At 70.6% G+C, this 18,285-nt stretch carries 14 protein-coding genes; 12 read left to right on the plus strand and 2 right to left on the minus strand.

Going from position 1 to position 18,285, the window contains the following annotated elements; genetic code table 11:
• Positions 1-116: 116 nt before the first annotated feature.
• The 10 genes from MPPM_RS19530 (at position 117) to MPPM_RS19575 (ending at position 13,192) form a co-directional block, all read left to right on the plus strand.
• Complete coding sequence (locus MPPM_RS19530; RefSeq protein WP_096486484.1) at positions 117-1,427, plus strand: N-acetylmuramoyl-L-alanine amidase; 1,311 nt, start codon at positions 117-119, stop codon at positions 1,425-1,427.
• A 142-nt stretch (positions 1,428-1,569) separates the two neighbouring features.
• Positions 1,570-3,987, plus strand: coding sequence for a penicillin-binding protein 1A (locus MPPM_RS19535; protein ID WP_096486485.1), 2,418 nt, complete (start codon positions 1,570-1,572; stop codon positions 3,985-3,987).
• Positions 3,988-4,272: 285 nt separating this feature from the next.
• Positions 4,273-5,385, plus strand: coding sequence for a dimethylsulfone monooxygenase SfnG (sfnG, locus tag MPPM_RS19540; protein WP_096486486.1), 1,113 nt, complete (start codon positions 4,273-4,275; stop codon positions 5,383-5,385).
• Between the two features lie 76 nt (positions 5,386-5,461).
• Positions 5,462-6,721 carry an SfnB family sulfur acquisition oxidoreductase gene (locus tag MPPM_RS19545; protein WP_096486487.1) on the plus strand — a complete coding sequence of 420 codons (1,260 nt, stop codon included), beginning with the start codon at positions 5,462-5,464 and terminating at the stop codon, positions 6,719-6,721.
• Positions 6,722-7,067: 346 nt separating this feature from the next.
• Positions 7,068-7,718 (plus strand): aldehyde dehydrogenase iron-sulfur subunit PaoA, encoded by a 651-nt coding sequence (gene paoA, locus MPPM_RS19550; RefSeq protein ID WP_096486488.1) that lies wholly within the window; start codon positions 7,068-7,070, stop codon positions 7,716-7,718.
• Between the two features lie 13 nt (positions 7,719-7,731).
• The gene (locus tag MPPM_RS19555; RefSeq protein WP_096486489.1) at positions 7,732-8,706 is read left to right on the plus strand and encodes an FAD binding domain-containing protein; all 975 of its coding nucleotides are present in this window, start codon (positions 7,732-7,734) and stop codon (positions 8,704-8,706) included.
• Between the two features lie 26 nt (positions 8,707-8,732).
• Positions 8,733-10,970 carry a xanthine dehydrogenase family protein molybdopterin-binding subunit gene (locus MPPM_RS19560; protein ID WP_096486490.1) on the plus strand — a complete coding sequence of 746 codons (2,238 nt, stop codon included), beginning with the start codon at positions 8,733-8,735 and terminating at the stop codon, positions 10,968-10,970.
• 124 nt (positions 10,971-11,094) lie between these two features.
• On the plus strand, positions 11,095-11,352 hold the full coding sequence (locus MPPM_RS19565; protein WP_096486491.1) for a hypothetical protein: 258 nt from the start codon (positions 11,095-11,097) through the stop codon (positions 11,350-11,352).
• Positions 11,353-11,460: 108 nt separating this feature from the next.
• Complete coding sequence (locus MPPM_RS19570; RefSeq protein ID WP_096486492.1) at positions 11,461-12,801, plus strand: NCS2 family permease; 1,341 nt, start codon at positions 11,461-11,463, stop codon at positions 12,799-12,801.
• Between the two features lie 187 nt (positions 12,802-12,988).
• Entirely contained in the window at positions 12,989-13,192 is a 204-nt protein-coding gene (locus MPPM_RS19575; protein ID WP_096486493.1) for a hypothetical protein, read from the plus strand.
• Here the strand turns inward: MPPM_RS19575 and MPPM_RS19580 are convergent.
• Positions 13,181-14,227 (minus strand): LLM class flavin-dependent oxidoreductase, encoded by a 1,047-nt coding sequence (locus MPPM_RS19580; protein ID WP_096486494.1) that lies wholly within the window; start codon positions 14,225-14,227, stop codon positions 13,181-13,183. The two genes, MPPM_RS19575 and MPPM_RS19580, sit on opposite strands and share 12 nt — an antisense overlap.
• Positions 14,228-14,908: 681 nt before the next feature.
• Here MPPM_RS19580 and MPPM_RS28995 point away from each other — a divergent pair.
• Positions 14,909-15,052: a hypothetical protein gene (locus MPPM_RS28995; RefSeq protein ID WP_244573359.1), complete on the plus strand. Its 144-nt coding sequence runs from the start codon at positions 14,909-14,911 to the stop codon at positions 15,050-15,052.
• A gap of 99 nt (positions 15,053-15,151) precedes the next feature.
• Here the strand turns inward: MPPM_RS28995 and MPPM_RS19590 are convergent, their stop codons facing one another.
• Positions 15,152-16,318 (minus strand): dimethylmenaquinone methyltransferase, encoded by a 1,167-nt coding sequence (locus MPPM_RS19590; protein ID WP_096486496.1) that lies wholly within the window; start codon positions 16,316-16,318, stop codon positions 15,152-15,154.
• Between the two features lie 278 nt (positions 16,319-16,596).
• Here MPPM_RS19590 and MPPM_RS19595 point away from each other — a divergent pair, with 278 nt between their 5' ends.
• A complete protein-coding gene (locus tag MPPM_RS19595; RefSeq protein ID WP_096486497.1) occupies positions 16,597-18,258 on the plus strand; it encodes a glucan biosynthesis protein D in 1,662 nt (553 codons plus the stop codon).
• The last annotated feature ends 27 nt before the right edge of the window (positions 18,259-18,285 follow it).

An 18,285-nucleotide genomic window follows, 5' to 3' on the forward strand; every position in this document is an offset into this window, starting at 1 on the left:
AGGTGGTGTCGCTCTTGCACAACAGCGTTCCCAGGATTGCGGCCGGCGGGGTGAGGAACGGTTAACCATCTCGGCCGTATCCCGTATCGGAGGCTCCCCGGAACCTTGGCCGACCGATGCCGCACAGCACCCGCCTGCCCCGCACCGGACTTCTTCGCACCGTCGCCGCCCTCGCGCTCGCGGCCGGCACGCTCCTGGCCGCCGGGCCCGTACCGGCTCAGGACGGCCCCGCCGGCCCGCAATTCGGCGGCGCGGCGGTGGCGATCGCCGCCGAGACCGCGACCCGGGACGGCACCACGCGGCTGACTCTCACCCTGTCGAAGGCGATCGAGGCCCACGCCTTCGTGATGGAGCGGCCGGACCGGGCGGTGATCGACCTGCCCGAGGTCAATTTCCAGCTCGATCAGGAGACGGGCAAGCTGAGCGGGCGCAAGCGGGACGGCGTCATCGCCTCGTTCCGCTACGGCCTGTTCGCCCCGGGCCGCTCGCGCATCGTCGTCGATCTCGCCGGGCCCGCCGTGGTCGAGGCCGTCGAGACGACGAGGACCCGCGAGGGCGCGGTGCTGGTCTCGATTCCCTTCCGCAAGGTCGACCGCGACACCTTCCGCAAGGCGGCGGTGGCGGGCGATCCGAGCCCGGCGGCCTCCGCCAAGGCCGCACCCGCCCGCGAGGCCGCCGACACCCGTCCGCTCATCGTCATCGATGCCGGCCACGGCGGCACCGATCCCGGCGCGATCGCCGCCACGGGGGTGTTCGAGAAGGACATCGTGTTCGGCTTCGCCCAGTCCTTCGCCGAGCGCCTGGAGCAGACCGGCCGCTACCGCCTCGTGATGACCCGCGACCGCGACGTGTTCGTGCCGCTGGGGGAGCGGGTGCGCATCGCCCGCGAGGCCAAGGCCGACCTGTTCGTCTCGATCCACGCCGATTCGATCTCGGCCGCTCCCCAGGTGAAGGGCGCCACGATCTATACCGGCTCGGAGAAGGCGACCGACAGCGAATCGGCCCGGCTCGCCGAGCGCGAGAACCGGGCCGACGCCGCCGCCGGCACCGAATCCGGCGAGGGGCCGGCGGATGTCGCCGACATCCTCCAGGAACTGACGCTGCGCGAGACCCGCGGCTTCTCGGCGGGCTTCGCCGGCCGGCTGATGGGCCAGCTCTCGCCGGTGATGGAGATGAGCCCGAAGCCCCACCGCGAGGCCGGCTTCAAGGTGCTGCGCTCCCCCGACGTGCCCTCGGTGCTGATCGAACTCGGCTACCTGTCGAGCAAGAGCGACCTGGAGAAGCTGCAATCGGAGGAGTGGCGCGCCCGGGTGACGGGCTCGATGGCCAAGGCCGTGGACCTGTTCTTCTCCGGCCGGGCCACCCTTTCGCGGCCCGCGCCCGTCGCGCCGCGGCGCTCGGCGGCCATCGCCCCAGTTTCACCATAGAGCCGGTGTCGATACGGGGCTCGACGAGAGCCCCCGTCCGCTTGCAAGAAGCGCGGCCGCGCGGGGCCTCACCAGAGCCCGCGGCAGGCCCTCGCGCTGAGCCTTTCGGCGCGCAGCGGACGAGCGACGGAACGGACCCCGGATGCGTTTCATCCTGCGATTCTTCGCCTTCCTGTTCTCGGCCGGCGCCGTGGTGTTCTGCATCGCCGCGGCGGTGGGCGCGTTCTTCTACTGGAAGTACAGCCAGGACCTGCCGGACCACGCCGCCTTGGCCAATTACGAGCCGCCGGTGATGACCCGCGTCCACGCGGCCGACGGCTCGCTGCTCGCCGAGTACGCCCACGAGCGCCGCCTCTACCTGCCGATCCAGGCGATGCCGAAGGTCGTGGTCGCCGCCTTCCTCTCGGCGGAGGACAAGAACTTCTACAAGCACGGCGGCATCGATCCCGAGGGCATCGTCCGCGCGATCCTGACCAACGCGCAGTCGGGCAAGAAGCAGGGCGCCTCGACCATCACCCAGCAGGTGGCCAAGAACTTCCTGCTCTCGGCCGAGCAGACCTACGACCGCAAGATCAAGGAAGCGCTGATCGCCCTGCGGATCGAATCGACCTACTCGAAGGACAAGATCCTCGAGCTCTATCTCAACGAGATCTTTCTCGGGACGATCGTTCCGGGCCGCAACCTGCACGGCGTCGCCGCTGCGGCGCTGGATTACTTCGGCAAGTCCGTCCACGAGCTGACGATCAACGAGGCGGCCTATCTCGCCGCCCTGCCGAAGGGCCCGAACAACTACCATCCCTACCGGCGGACGCAGCAGGCGCTAGCGCGGCGCAACGAGATCATCGGCCTGATGGCCCAGAACGGCTACATCACCGCCGAGGAGGCCACCGAGGCCAAGAAGCAGCCGCTCGGCGTCAACCCGCGGGTCGCCTTCCCGAACGCGGCCAACGCCAACTACTTCACCGAGGAGGTCCGCCGCGAGATCTCCGAGCGCTACGGCCAGTCCAAGCTCTACGAGGGCGGCCTGTCGGTGCGCGCCACCCTCGATCCGAAGATGCAGGCGCTGGCGCGCAAGGCGCTCATCGACGGCCTCGTGCGCTACGACCAGGCCCGCGGCTGGCGCGGCGCCGAGCACAAGGTCGACCTGACCGGCCGCGACTGGGGCCAGGCGGTGGCCGAGATGCCGGCGCTGGGCGACATCGCCCCCTGGCGGCTCGCCGTGGTCCTCAACACCAATGGCGGCGTGGCGCAGATCGGCCTCCAGCCCAAGCGCGAGGCCGGCGGCATCCTGTCGAAGGAGCGCGAGACCGGCGCGATCACCGCGGAAGGCGTGAAGTGGACCGGCCGCGCCGTCGCCACGGCGCTGAAGGCGGGCGACGTCGTCTATGTCGAGGCGATCGATTCCGGGAAGGGCACCTACCGCCTGCGGCAGAAGCCCGAGGTGTCGGGCGCCATCGTCGCGATGGACCCCTACACGGGACGCGTTCACGCCATGGTCGGCGGCTTTTCTTACGAGGAATCCGAGTTCAACCGCGCGACGCAGGCGATGCGCCAGCCCGGCTCCTCGTTCAAGCCGATCGTCTACTCGGCGGCGCTCGACAACGGCTACACCCCCTCCTCGGTGGTGCTCGATTCGCCGATCACCATCGAGGCCGGCCCCGGCCAGGAGGCATGGTCGCCCTCGAACTACGACGGCAAGTCCGGCGGCCCCCACACGCTCCGCTACGGCATCGAGCACTCGAAGAACCTGATGACGGTGCGGCTCGCGAAAGACATCGGCATGCCGCTCATCGCCGAATATGCCCGCCGCTTCGGCGTCTACGACGACCTGCTCCCCGTCCTGCCGATGTCGCTGGGCGCCGGCGAGACCACGGTGATGCGCATGGTCACCGCCTACTCGATGCTGGCCAACGGGGGACGGCGCATCCGCCCGACGCTGATCGACCGCATCCAGGACCGCACCGGCGAGACGATCTACCGCCACGACAACCGCAAATGCGTCGGCTGCGACGCGGAGAAGTGGTCGGGCCAGGACGAGCCGAAGCTCGTGGACGAGTCCGAGCAGGTGCTCGACCCGCTCACCGCCTACCAGATGGTCTCGATCATGGAGGGCGTGGTTCAGCGCGGCACCGCGACCATCCTCAAGCAGATCGGCAAGCCGCTCGCCGGCAAGACCGGCACGACCAACGACGCCAAGGATGCGTGGTTCGTGGGCTTCTCCCCCGATCTCGCGGTCGGCGTCTATCTCGGCTTCGACAAGCCGCGCTCGCTGGGCGACCGCGCCACCGGCGGCGGGCTCGCCGCGCCCATCGCCCTCGACTTCCTCAAGGTCGCGCTCAAGGACAAGCCGCCGACGCCGTTCCGGGTGCCGCCGGGAATCAAGCTGATCCGCGTCAACGCCTCGTCGGGCACCCGCGCCGGCTCGGGCGAGGGCGGCGGCACGATCCTCGAGGCGTTCAAGCCCGGCACCGCCCCGCCGGACGCCTACGTCGCCCCGGCCGCCCCTGCCGCGGTACCGCCGGATGCCGGCGCCGCCGCCCAGGCCGGCGGGGTGTACTGAAGACAATCCCGTCCGCATCGATCCAGAGCCGCCCCCGCCGGGGCGGCTCTTTTCGTTTCGGCCTGCCCAAGAGCGGATCGTATTCAACGAAAACGATCTTCGCCCCAGCTCCGCACGGCGCAGAAAGGGCTTTCGCGATTTGCTGAAAAAAAGGCCCGATCATTCCTTTGACGGAAGGTTTTTCCGCGGCGATGATCTGAAGCAACGAAATGATGAAGCCATAAAGACTTCGATCAACTCGAATTGTTCCAGATCACTTCTCAAGAAGACGAGCGACGCGCCGCCATGACCGTCCGGACAGATCCTTCCTCGCCCGAGCCGATCCGCTTCGCCTATTGGGTGCCCAACGTCTCGGGCGGCCTCGTCATCAGCAAGATCGAGCAGCGCACGAGCTGGGACATCGACTACAATCGGAAACTGGCGCAGATCGCGGAAGCTTCGGGCTTCGACTACGCCCTGACGCAGATCCGCTTCACCGCCGGCTACGGCGCCGAGTACCAGCACGAATCCGTCGCCTTCAGCCACGCCCTGGCGGCGGCGACCACGCGGCTCACCGTGATCGCCGCGATCCTGCCCGGCCCCTGGAACCCGACACTGGCGGCCAAGCAGATCGCCACGATCAGCCAACTCACGGAAGGGCGCATCGCGGTCAACATCGTCTCGGGCTGGTTTTCCGGCGAGTTCCGGGCGATCGGCGAGCCCTGGCTCGACCACGACGAGCGCTACCGCCGCTCGGAGGAGTTCATCCGCTCGCTTCGCGGGATCTGGACCCAGGACAACTTCACCTTCCGCGGCGATTTCTACCGCTACAGCGACTACACCCTGAAGCCAAAGCCGGCCGCGCGCCTGCCCGAGATCTTTCAGGGCGGCTCCTCGCGGGCGGCCCGCGACATGGCCGCCCGCGTCTCCGACTGGTACTTCACCAACGGCAACACGCCCGACGGCGTGCGGGCGCAGGTCGAGGACATCCGCGCCAAGGCGGCCGCGAACGGCCATGCGGTGAAGGTCGGCGTCAACGCCTTCGTGATCGCCCGCGACACGGAGGAGGAGGCCCGTGCGGTGCTTCAGGAGATCATCGCCAAGGCCGACCCGGAGGCGGTGCGCGCCTTCGGCCACGAGGTGAAGAATGCCGGCGCCGCCTCGCCCGAGGGCGAGGGCAACTGGGCGAAATCGAGCTTCAACGACCTCGTCCAGTACAACGACGGCTTCAAGACCAACCTGATCGGCACCCCCGACCAGATCGCCGAGCGCATCCTCGCGCTCAAGGATGCCGGCGCCGACCTCGCGCTCCTCGCCTTCCTGCATTTCCAGGAGGAGGTTCAGTATTTCGGCGAGCAGGTGATCCCGCGGGTGCGCGCGCTGGAGGCCGCCCGCGAGCGCCGGGCCGAAGCGGCCTGAGCCACGCCCATTGGCCGTACATCCCTCTCCCCGCGCGCGGGGAGAGGCAAACCCGTCCCTCCTTCGGAGATCGCCCATGACCATCGCCGTCAGCCCCACCACGGCCGAGGCCGGCAGCCGGCCGCAGGGTGTGCTGGGCCCCGCCCGCCCGGCGACGCCGGCCCACATCATCCGCGACGACGCCGAGGCGATCCGCATCGCCCACGAACTGGCAACGGAATTCCGCGAGGGCGCGTCCGAGCGCGACCGCACCAACGCGCGGCCGCTGGCCGAACTCGACGCCTTCTCGCAGAGCGGCCTGTGGTCGATCAACGTACCCAAGGCCTTCGGTGGGCCGGAGGTCTCCTACAGGACACTGGCGCAGGTGATCGCGATCATCGCCGCCGCCGACCCGTCGATCGCGCAGATCGCCCAGAACCATCTCGGCATCGTCGCGGCGATCCGCACCGTCTCCGACCCGGAGCAGCAGGCCCTTCTGTTCGCCGAGGTCCTGAAGGGCACCCGTTTCGGCAACGCGTTTTCCGAGCGCGGCACCCGGCGCGCCGCCGAGTTCGAGACCCGCTTCACCGACCACGGCGACCACGTCATCGTGCGGGGGCAAAAGTTCTATTCCTCGGGGGCGCTCCTCGCCCATCTCGTGCCGATTGTCGCCCTCGATGGAGAGGGCCGCGCCTGGTACGCCATCGCCGAGCGCGATGCGCCGGGGCTGACGGTGATCGACGACTGGTCGGCCTTCGGCCAGCGGGGCACCGCGAGCGGCACCGTGGTCATCGAGGACGTGCGGGTGGAAAAAAGCCACCTCGTGCCGGGCTACCGCGCCTACGAGGCGCCGCGGGCGGACGGGGCGATCTTCCAGATCATCCAGGCGGCGGTCGATGCCGGGATCGGCCGCGAGGCGCTCGACGACACGATCGCCTTCGTGCGCGAGAAGGCGCGCCCCTGGATCGACAGCGGGCAGGAGCGGGCTTCCGACGATCCCCACACCATCCGCGCCATCGGCGACCTGACCATCCGCCAGCACGCGGCGAAAGCCCTGCTCGACCGGGCGGGGCTCGCCATCGATGCGGCGGTGGCGAACCCGACGCCGGAGAGCGTGGCCGCGGCCCAGATCGCCACCGCCGAGGCCAAGGTGCTCACCACCGAAGTGGCCCTCGCCGCATCAAACACCCTGTTCGAACTCTCGGGCACCCGCTCGACGCTCGCCGAGCACAATCTCGACCGCCACTGGCGCAACGCCCGCACCCACACGCTTCACGATCCCGTGCGCTGGAAATACGCGATCGTCGGCAACCACGCCCTCAACGGGGTGAACCCGCCGCTTCACGCCTGGAGCTGAGACCGCTCCGGGACGACCGGAGGCCACCTGCGCCATAGGGGCGCGGCGCCCGCTCGGATCAACCTGAGCGCCCGTCGCGTTCCGCCTGTCAGTTTTCGATCGAGGCTGTGTGAAAACGAAGACACGCTGCGAGACCGTAGAACAATCTTCTGCTTGACGAGGAGTCCAACTCGCAAGGCAGTCATGCTGATGGCGGCAATGCGTCCTTTTCGACGCTTCACACAGCGCCTTGGGGAATAACCTTCTGCCGCAACCGATACCTCTCACGTTTTCACACGGCCTCGATCCATTCCGGACTGGCCGCGCCCTGCCGCGGCCGGTCCGGAAGCGCGGGACGGCAGGCTTCATGACGGACCATTCGACGAGAGACCGGCGCTTCGACCCGACGCGCCGCACGGTGATGGGGACCTGCGCCGCCCTGGCGACGCTGAGCGGGACGCTGCGCGGCCGAGCGCAGGCCGCCCCGGCGGCCGGCGATCCCCAGCCGCAGACCATGCCGGTCTCGCTGACCATCAACGGGCAGCGGCACGACCTCACCCTCGACACCCGCACGACGCTGCTCGATGCGCTCCGCGAGCATCTCGACCTCACCGGCTCGAAGAAGGGCTGCGACCACGGCCAGTGCGGCGCCTGCACGGTTCTGGTGAACGGGCGGCGGATCAATTCATGCCTGACCCTGGCCGCGATGCACGAGGGGGACGACGTCACCACCATCGAGGGGCTGGCGAAGGGCGAGGAGCTGCACCCGCTCCAGGCCGCCTTCCTGCACCATGATGGCTACCAGTGCGGCTACTGCACGCCGGGCCAGATCTGCTCCGCCGCCGGCATGTTCTCGGAGATCGAGGCCGGCTGGCCGAGCCACGTCACCGACGACCTCACGCAGAAGGCCTCGCTCAGCGACGAGGAAATCCGCGAGCGGATGAGCGGCAACATCTGCCGCTGCTCGGCCTATCCCAACATCGTCGCGGCGATCCGCGACGCCAGCACCAAGCTCTGAGGAGGCGGACCCCATGAAGGCTTTCGCCTACGAGCGCCCCGCCACGGTCCAGGACGCGGCGCGGCTTGCCGCCGAGCGGCCCGACGCCCGCTTCATCGCCGGCGGCACCAACCTCCTCGACCTGATGAAGCTCCAGATCGAGACGCCCGCGACCCTGATCGACGTCAACCGCCTGCCGCTCGCCGAAGTGACCGACACGGAGGAGGGCGGCCTGCGCATCGGCGCGCTGGTGCGCAATTCCGACCTCGCCGCGCATCCGCGGGTGCGGAAGGACTACGCGGTGCTGGGCAAAGCCCTGCTCGCGGGCGCCTCGGGCCAGCTGCGCAACAAGGCGACGACCGCCGGCAACCTGCTGCAGCGGACCCGCTGCTACTACTTCTACGACACGACCAAACCCTGCAACAAGCGCGAGCCGGGCTCGGGCTGCTCGGCCATCGGCGGGTTCAACCGGATCATGGCGGTGCTGGGGGCGAGCGAGTCCTGCATCGCCACCAACCCCTCCGACATGAACGTCGCCATGCGCGTCCTCGACGCGACGGTGGAGACGGTGGACCCGCAGGGCGCGAAGCGCAGCATCCCCATCGCCGAGTTCCACCGCCTGCCCGGCGACACGCCGCAGATCGAGACCAACCTGAAGTCCGGCGAACTCATCACCGCCGTGACGCTGCCCAAACCCGTCGAGGGCGTGCATCTCTACCGCAAGGTCCGCGACCGGGCCTCTTACGCCTTCGCCACGGTGTCGGTGGCCGCCATCATCGCCAAGGGCGAGGGCGACAAGCCGCGACTGGCCAAGCTCGCCTTCGGCGGCCTCGCCCACAAGCCCTGGCGGGTCGAGGCGGCGGAGGCCGCGCTGGTCGAGACCCGCTCGGCGGACGCCGCTTCCGAGCGGGTGCTGGAAGGCGCCCGCGGCCAGGGCTCCAACGACTTCAAGATCCCGCTCACCCGCCGGACGCTGCGCGCCACCGTCGCGGAAGCTCTTCGCGCCTGACCCTTTCGAGCCTGAGGAATTCCGCCATGGACATGAACCAGCCGATCGGCGCGACGCCCCTCGACGGCAAGCCGGACGGGCTCGTCGGCCGCCCCATCGACCGCATCGACGGGCGCCTCAAGGTCACGGGCCGCGCGCCCTACGCCTACGAGACCCGCGACCTCAAGAACCCGGCCTACGGCTTCCTCGTCGAGGCCGGCATCGCCAAGGGGCGCATCCGCAGCCTCGACGTCTCCGCGGCCAAGCGCGCGCCGGGCGTCCTCCTCGTGATGACCCACGAGAATGTGCCGGAGCAGGGCGAGAAGAAGGAGCAGGTTTTCCCGCAATTGCAGGGCACCGAGATCCGCTTCCACGGCCAGCCCATCGCCTTCGTGGTGGCGCAGAGCTTCGAGCAGGCCCGCGCGGCGGCAGCCCTCGTGAAGGCCGAGTACGACGCCGAGAAGCCCGAGGCCTCGCTGAAGGCGGCCCGGCCCACGGCCGTCGAGCCGAAGCCGGCGCAGACGCCCCCCGATTCCACGCTCGGCGATTTCGACGGCGCCTTCGCCAGCGCCCCGGTGAAGCTCGACGTGGAATACACCACGCCGGTGCAGATCCACGCGCAGATGGAGCCGCACGCCACCATCGCCTCCTGGGAGACGGGTCCCGACGGCGACCGGGTGACGCTCTACACCGCCAACCAGATGCTCAACCGCGGCCAGGCCTCGCTCGCCTCGGTGCTGAAGCTGAAGCCCGAGAACGTGCGGCTCGTTTCGCACTATATCGGCGGCGGTTTCGGCTCGAAGCTGCAACCGCAGCCCGAGGCGATCCTCTCCGCGCTGGCCTCGAAGTCGCTCAAGCGCCCGGTGAAGGTCGCGCTGACCCGCCAGCAGGAATTCCACGTCGCGACCCACCGCACCGACACGATCCAGCGCATCCGGCTCGGCGCCGACGAGAACGGCCGGCTCACCGCCATCGCCCACGAATCCTGGTCGGCGACGGCCCCGGGCGACGTCTTCTACGAGACCGCCGCCGTCGTCACCCGCTCGCTCTACGCGGCGCAGAACCGCCTGACCCGGCACCGGCTCGCCAACCTCAACGTGCCGATCGCCTCCGCCATGCGGGCGCCGGGCGAGGCGGTGGGCCAGCTCGCTTTTGAGTGCGCCATGGACGAGCTGGCCGAGCAGCTGAAGATCGACCCGATCGAGCTGCGCATCCGCAACGAGCCGGAACAGGACCCGGAGAAGAAGGTCCCGTTCTCGACCCGCCAGCTCGTCGCCTGCATGCGCGAGGGCGCGCGGCGCTTCGGCTGGGACAAGCGCGGCGCCACGGGCGCCACGCAGGACGGGCCATGGCTCGTCGGCATGGGCATGGCGGCGGCCTCGCGCCTCAACCCGCTGATGCCCTCGCAGGCGGGCGTGCGGCTCAATCCCGACGGCACGCTGACCGTGCGGATGGCGATGACCGATATCGGCACCGGCACCTACACGATCCTGGCCCAGATCGCGGGCGAGATGATGGGCCTGCCGGTCGAGCGCATCCACGTCGAGATCGGCGACACCGCCTATCCCAAGGCTGCCGGCTCCGGCGGCTCCTTCGGCGCGGGCTCGGCCGGCTCGGCGCTCTACGTCGCCTGCGACAACCTCCGGCAATCCCTGTTGCAGAACGCGGGCATGAACCCGGACGGCGCCGTGTTCGCGGAGGGCCGCGTCATCTCCGGCAATCGCTCGGAGGCGCTGACGGATCTGGCCGGTGCGCAGGGCATCGAGGCCAAGGGCGAGATCAAGCCCGGCGCGATGAAGGAGAAGTACTCGCAGCACTCCTTCGGCGCGCATTTCGCCGAGGTCGGCGTGGATCGGGACACCGGGGAGATCCGGCTGCGGCGGATGCTCGGCGTGTTCACCGGCGGGCGCATCCTCAACCAGAAGACCGCCCGCTCGCAGGCGCTCGGCGGCATGATCTTCGGCGTCGGCGCGGCGCTGATGGAGGCCGCCGAGACCGACACCCGCTACGGCTACTTCGTGAACCACGATCTGGCCGAGTACCACGTGCCCGCGCATGCCGACGTGCCGGCCATCGACGCGGTATTCCTGCCCGAACTCGACGACAAGGCGAACCCGCTCAAGAGCAAGGGCCTCGGCGAGGTCAGCATATGCGGCGCGGGAGCGGCTTTGGCCAACGCGGTCTACAACGCCACGGGCCTGCGCATCCGCGACTATCCGCTGACCCTCGACAAGGTGCTCGACGGCTGGAGCGAACGGGAGAGCGCGGCGCAGCGCCGGACCTGATTTCTTCCCATCCTCTTCTTTGGACGGCACTCGGATTGCGGAGCGTGATCCGGGTGCCCATCTCGAACGGATCGCCTTCCAAACCCGCCCCCGACCGGCCCCGGCCGGAACGCAGTGTCATGCCATGTCCCGTTTTCCGACCCTCGCCATCGCCCTCGTCCTCGGCGGCACCGCGCTGGCCGGTGCCGCCCAGGCCCAGGCCTTTCCCAACGACGAAGCGTCGGTGCGTTACCGGCGGATGATCGAGCAACTTCCGCCTTCGGAGCGCCCGCGCCCGCACGATCCCCGCTGGACCACGAACGCGATCAGCCCCAGCACCGGCCGCTTCGGCCTGCCCCTGTCCGGCCCGGCCGCCCGCGGCGGGATGACGGCCATTCGCTGAGCGTTCGGCCGGACACGGCGCGGTGACGCGCTGCCGGTGACTGGATTGCTTCGCGGACCCTTGCGATGACGGTGCGGAACCGCTCATCCGGGAAGGGGCTGCGAGGCGATGGACATCAAGCAGGACACGGCCGCCGCGCCGCCGAACCTGTTGGAGCGCCTGTTCAAGCTCCGCGCGCACGGCACCACGGTGCGCACCGAGCTGCTGGCGGGGCTCACCACCTTCCTCACCATGGCCTACATCGTCTTCGTCAACCCGAGCATCCTGGCGGATGCGGGCATGCCGAAAGGCTCGGTTTTCGTCGCCACCTGCCTCATCGCCGCGCTCGGCTCGGCGGTGATGGCGTTCCTCGCCAACTGGCCGGTGGCGCTCGCGCCGGGAATGGGGCTCAACGCCTACTTCGCCTACGTCGTCGTCCAGGGCATGGGCTATCCCTGGCAGGCGGCGCTCGGGGCGGTGTTCATCTCCGGCCTCTGCTTCCTCGCCGTGACGCTGACGGGCTTGCGCGCGCTCATCGTCGAGGGCATCCCGCGCTCGATGCGCATCGCGCTCACCGTCGGCATCGGCCTGTTCCTGGCGATCATCGCGCTCAAGAATGCAGGCGTGGTGGCGGCCAACCCCGCCACCTTCGTGACGCTGGGCGACCTGCGCCAGCCGGGCACGGTGCTGGCCGCCCTCGGCTTCCTGATGGTGGCGGTGCTCTCGGCCCGGCGGGTGCGGGCGGCGCTCCTCCTCACCATCCTGACGGTGACGGGCCTGAGCTTCGTCTTCGCCGGCAACGCCTTCCAGGGCATCGTCTCGGCCCCGCCCTCGCTCAGCCCCACGCTGTTCGCCCTCGACATCCCCGGCGCGCTCACCGGGGGGCTCCTCAACGTCATCCTCGTGCTGTTCCTGGTCGAGCTGTTCGACGCCACTGGCACGCTGATGGCGGTGGCCAGCCGCGCCGGGCTCCTGCCGGAGACGGGCCGCGCGCCCCGGCTCGACCGGGCACTGTTGGCGGATTCCGCGGCGATCTTCACCGGCTCGCTGCTCGGCACCTCGAGCGCCACCGCCTATCTCGAGAGCGCCGCCGGGGTGGAGGAGGGCGGGCGCACCGGGCTCACCGCCGCGACCGTCGCCGTGCTGTTCCTGGCCTGCCTGTTCTTCGCGCCGCTGGCCGGCTCGGTGCCGGCCTACGCCACCGCGCCGGCCCTGTTCTACGTCGCCTGCCTGATGCTGCGCGAGCTGACCGCCCTCGATTGGGACGATCTCACCGAGGTGATCCCGGCCTGCGTCACGGCGCTCCTGATGCCGTTCACCTATTCCATCGCCAACGGCGTCGCCTTCGGCTTCATCACCTACGCGGTGCTCAAGGCCCTGACCGGCCGCGCCCGCGAGGTGAAACCGGTGGTGTGGGGGATCGCGGCCGTCTTCCTGTTCAAGTTCGTCGAGACCGGCGGCGCGCATTGAGCGTATCGGCCAGCCCGCACGGCGCCCGGGCGACGTTCCCATCCGCCCTTCCGACGGGATCGAGCGGACCGGGGATGGGAACGCGCACCGCCGCGCGGGCGGTGGCACGATCCGTCAACGAATTCGCGCCACGATGGCAGCATCCAGACCCGCCGGGTTCGGACGACACCGGCCATGGATACCGGCCATGATCAAGCGCACCGGCCTCGCGATCCTTCTCGGCCTCGGCGGATTCGCCCTCGGCAGCGTCATCGCGCGGATGACGGAGAAGGAGGGCGCCCGCCCCGTCGCAGCCGCGGAGCCGCCGCCGGCCCTGCGCCATATCACGCAGATTCCCCCGCCGCCCGCTCCCGACAAGCCCGCGAAGGACGCCGTCCGCTCAGGCCGCTGAGCGCTTGGGCGGGGCCTGCGCCGCCAGGGCGCCGTGCGCCTCGGCGAGGATCGCGTAGGAGGCGAGCCGCGCCTCGTGGTCGTAAATGGCCGAGGCCACCATCACCTCGTCGGCGCCGGTCTCGGCCACCAGCGCCTCCAGCCCGGCGCGCACGGTCTCGCGCGAGCCCACCAGGGAGCGCGCCAGCATCCGCGAGGCCTGCGCCTTCTCCGACGGGCTCCAATACGCCTCGATGTCGTCGATCGGCGGGGGCAGGAGGCCGCGGGTGCCGCGCACCAGCCGGGTGAATTGCTGCTGCGCCGTGGTGAACAGGCGCCGCGCCTCCGCATCGGTCTCCGCCGCGACGACGTTGATGCCGACCATGGCGTAGGGCCGCTGCAGCTGCTCGGACGGCTGGAAGCGGGCGCGGTAGGCCGCGAGCGCCGGCAGCAGCGCATCGGGCGCGAAATGCGAGGCGAAGGCGTAGGGCAGGCCGAGCATGCCGGCGAGCTCCGCCCCGAACAGGCTGGAGCCGAGGATCCACAGCGGCACCTTCAGCCCCGTGCCGGGCACCGCCTGCACCGCCTGCCCCTCCCGCGCCGGGCCGAACAGGGCCTGCAATTCGAGCACGTCCTGGGGAAACCGCTCGGCTGAGGCGTAATCGCGGCGCAGGGCCCGAAGCGTCGTCCCGTCCGTGCCCGGCGCCCGGCCGAGCCCGAGATCGATCCGGCCCGGATACAGCGATTCCAGCGTGCCGAACTGCTCGGCGATCACCAGCGGCGCGTGGTTGGGCAGCATGATCCCGCCCGCGCCGACCCGGATGCGGGTGGTGCCGGAGGCCACGTGGCCGATCGCCACCGCCGTGGCGGCGCTGGCGATGCCGATCATGTTGTGATGCTCGGCGAGCCAGAAGCGGCGGTAGCCGAGCTCTTCCGCGTGCCGGGCGAGGCTGACGCTGTTGGCGAGCGCACGCCCCGGCGTGGCGCCCTCCGGGATGAAGGCGAGATCGAGGACGGAGAGGGGAGGCAGGGAGGAGGAGGGGGTGGGAGCTGGCATGGGCGCGTGACGCACCTTCGCTCTGCGCCTGCGCGGGCGCACAAAATCGGTTTCCCCTCGATTCCGACAGATCGGGTGCGAGGCGGCCCGGCGCAAGGAACCGGGCCATCGCGCCCAGGTTGCTCGCAGGCCGCGAGCGCCGCCGGGAGACTTGTTTCCGGGAGAAAGAAAGGGGCTTGCGCGAGGCGCGCGAACCGTCCTAGCCTCTCCCCATCGGCGCTGCGGCGCCGCCCTGAGACAAGGAGGTCGGCCATGAGACATCACGGCATCACCGTCTCCCCCGCGCGCACCGCCGACGCGGATCAGGACACGCCACCCAACCAGGATCGGCAGGGATAGTGGCTCCCTGAACGCTGCGGAAGGTCGAGTTCCCCCGCCGGTCCGAGGACGGGGCAGCAGCTCCCACCGCGCGCGAGAGCGTGGACCCTGCGAGAGCCCGTCGGCGAAAGCCGGCGGGCTTTTTTTCTGTCGAGGGAACGTAGAGCCTGCCCAATCACCCGGCACGAGAGCGAAATTTCCAGCACATCGGGTTGTACTGTTCGTTACGGCTCAAGGCTTGCACGAACGTCGTCCGACCCGTGGCTCGGAGACCGGCGCCGGATGCCTCTCTTTCATTTCGAGCTATGCCGCAATGGCCGGAGGATCGGCCGGACGGAGACGCGCGACTGCCCGGATTGCGGCATGGCCTTCCGCGCCGCCCGCGACATGATCCGCGGGCTGCGCGAGGCCGACACCCTGAACGGCGAGGCCCGCGAGCACACCCTGCGGGTCAGCTACGTCGATCACTCGACGCTGTTCGACCTTCCGCTCAATCTGGGGATCTGAGACGGCGCCCGCCGGTGGCGGCGGTATCTTTTCCCCGTTCTTGCCCGTCCTTGCAGGGCGAAGCCATCCAGCCGCGCGGCGGCGTCGAGGGGCTCGCGCTCACCCCTTCCAGTTCTTCAGCGCGGCGAACGGGCTGCCGGAGAGGTCCGGGGGCGGAGGGTTGAGCACCGGCTCGACCTGAGCGACCGCATCCTCCCGCGAATGCGCGCTGCCGTTCGGCAGCTTGCCGCCGGCCGCGTCGCGGTGGCCACCGCCGCGGAAGGCGCGGGCGCCGTCCAGCGCCGTGCCGTCGATGGAGCGGAACGACAGCGTGCCCGCCCGCTGCACGTTGACGACCCGCTTGGCCCGGCCCGCTTCCATCACCTGGTCGGAGACCCGCTGGAAGGTGCCGGAATCGAGGCCGAAGGAGAGCAGCGTGCCGTCCGAGAGCGGGTGGAACAGCGCATCCGATCGGGCAAGCGCCCGGGCGAGCCGCTGGCGCGCGGTCAGCGTCGGGTCGTCGCCAGTCTCCCCGGCGAGCAGGCCGTCGACGAGGCCGGCGCGCAATTCGCCCGCCCGGCGCTCCAGCTCGGCCGGTGTGGCGCCCGCCCGCAGAAGGCCGGCCGCCGCCATCAGCAGATTCGAGACGAAGCGGTCGTGCCAGGGGTGACCCGCCGGCACCAGGGTCGAGACGCTGTCCCAGAACAACTCATCCAGCGCGAGGCCGCCGGCGAAGGGCGGCTCGCCCTTCTTCCAGAGGTCGAGCGCCTCGACCGCCTCGATCAGCGCCGCGAGGTCGGCGGCCTGCGTCTCCGGCAAGGACTTCCCGGACGCGTAGAGGGCGCGCTGGTCGTAGGCCATCCGCGTGGCGCAATGCGCCTCGTCGATGAGCACGAACACGTCCGGATCGCCGAGATCGGCCCGCAGCAGCCCCGCGCGCTCGGGGTCGGGCCCGATCTCGAGGTTCTGGCGCTTGAGCTGGTCGATCGAGGAGGCGTGGTGGTCGAGCACCACGAGGCGGTGGCGCGCCTCCTCCGCCCGGCCGCGGTTCATCGCGGCGAAGCGGCGCAGGAAGGCGATGGTCGGCTCCTCCAGCCCGAGATCGGTCATCAGCAGCGTCTCGGAGGCCGCCGCCCCGCGCAGGCGCTTCAGCTCGTCCTCCACCACCGGGCCGACATCGGAATAGCGGGCGACATGCACCACCCGCGACACCTCTGCGAAGGCGGCGGCCACCGTCGTGGCGCCGTAGCCGTCGAGGTCGTGATGGGAGATCTGCGTGACGATCATCGGCAGAAATCTCGGTTCAAGGCTGGACAGGAGGCTCGCGGGACGCGAGACGGCGGGCATCGCCGGCGCGGCGTGCGGGGTCGGAGCCTCTTACGCCGACCAGCCCCGAAAGGTCCACGGGCCTTCGACGGCTCCGAGGCCCGGCGCGCCGCGCACCGGTCGGACGCGGAGGCCGATGCACCGCGACGACCGGGCAAACCCGGCAACCTTAACGCCCGGTTCAGGCGTTGAGAGATCCAATCTGCAACCGTTCTTCTATCCCGAGAACCGGCGAGGGCATGACGCAAGCGACCGAACCTTCGACCCGCGATGCGCGGTTGATCGACCGTTCTCCCGGCCCGAGCCTCAGCCCCTGCCTCGACCGGCGCCGGCTGATCGGCGGCGCGGCGGCCGGCGCTGCCCTGGCCCTGCTGCCGGCCGCCGCGCGGGCCGAGGCCGCGCCGCCGGCGCTTCCCGCCGCGGGCTCGCCCTTCTCGGACGCCACCGTGCCCGACCTCGCCCGGGCGCTCGGCAACCGCGCCTTCGCGGGCCAGCCCGCGAACGACGTCCCCGACCCGCTCAAAAACCTGTCGCGGGAGGCCTACGAGGCGATCCGCATCCGGCCAGAGGCGCTGATCTGGGGCGGTGAGCCGCACGGCTTCGCCGTCGAGCCGCTCGTGCGCGGCTTCTACTACACCGACCGGGTCGCCCTGTTCCTCGTCGAGGACGGCGTGGTCCGCCCGGTGGTCTACGAGCGCGGGCGCTACGAGGCGGGATCGGAGGCCGGATCGGCCGCCCTGCCGGAGACCGATCCGGGCTTCTCCGGCCTGCGCATCCGCGCGCGCGTCGGCGAGCGGCACCAGGATTTCGCGGTGTTCCAGGGCGCCTGCTTCTACCGGCTGGTGGGGCAGGGCCAGGAGTTCGGCGTCAACGGACGCGCCCTGATGCTGCGCCCGGCCGACCCGCGCGGCGAGGAGTTTCCGCGCTGGCGCGCCCTGTTCGTCGAGCGCCCGAAGACGCCCGACGGCCCGCTCGTGATCCATGCCCTGATCGATTCCGACTCGCTCGCCGCGGCGCTACGCCTGGAGCTGCGCCCCGGCGCGACCTCGACCGCCGCGGTCACCGCCACCCTGGTCACCCGCAAGGCGATCGACCATCTGGGCCTGGGCGGGATGCAGGCGCCGTTCCTGTTCGGCCCGCATGACCGGCGCGGCGCGGACGACGCCCGGGCCGCGGTCTACGCCGCGGGCGGCCTGCAGATCCGCAACGGCGGCGGCGAGGCGATCTGGCGCCCGGTGCGCAATCCGGAGACGCTCCAGATCTCGGGCTTCCTCGACAACGGCCCGCAGGGCTTCGGCCTGGTGCAGCGGGACCGCTCTTCCACGACCTTCGAGGACGACCTTCACCCCTGGGAGCGCTGCCCTTCGCTGTGGGTCGAGCCGGGCGAGGCGGCAGGGGCCAAAGAGGGCGGCGAGGGCAGCGCGGGCCTGTGGGGGGAGGGCGCCGTGACCCTCCTTGAGATCCCGAGCGATGCCGAGATCAACGAGAACGTCATCGCCTACTGGCGGCCGAAGGCGGCCCTGCCCGCGGGCCAGGAGATCCGCGTCGGCTACCGGCAGAACTGGGGCGGCGAGCCGCCGGTCGGTCCGCTCGCACGGGTCACGGGCACCCGCAGCGGCCGCGGCGGCGCCAATCCCCGGCGCCTGTTCCTCGTGGACTTCACCGGCGACGTCCTGTTCACGCCGCAGGGCGCGATGGTGCCCCTCGACACGGTGCTGATCGCCGGTCCCGGCCGGATCGTCGAGGGCGCAACCCGCTGGATCGCCCATCCGGAGACCCGCACCGTGCGCGTCGCCTTCGAGCTGGATCCGGGTAGCGAGCGGGCGGTCGAGCTGCGCCTTGCCCTCAAGACCGAAGGGCGGCAGGTCACGGAGACGTGGCTGTACCGCTGGACGCCCTGACCCTCCCCCGAACGCCCGCCGGAGCAA

Source organism: Methylorubrum populi (genome assembly GCF_002355515.1).
Taxonomy (GTDB): Bacteria; Pseudomonadota; Alphaproteobacteria; order Rhizobiales; family Beijerinckiaceae; genus Methylobacterium; species Methylobacterium populi_A.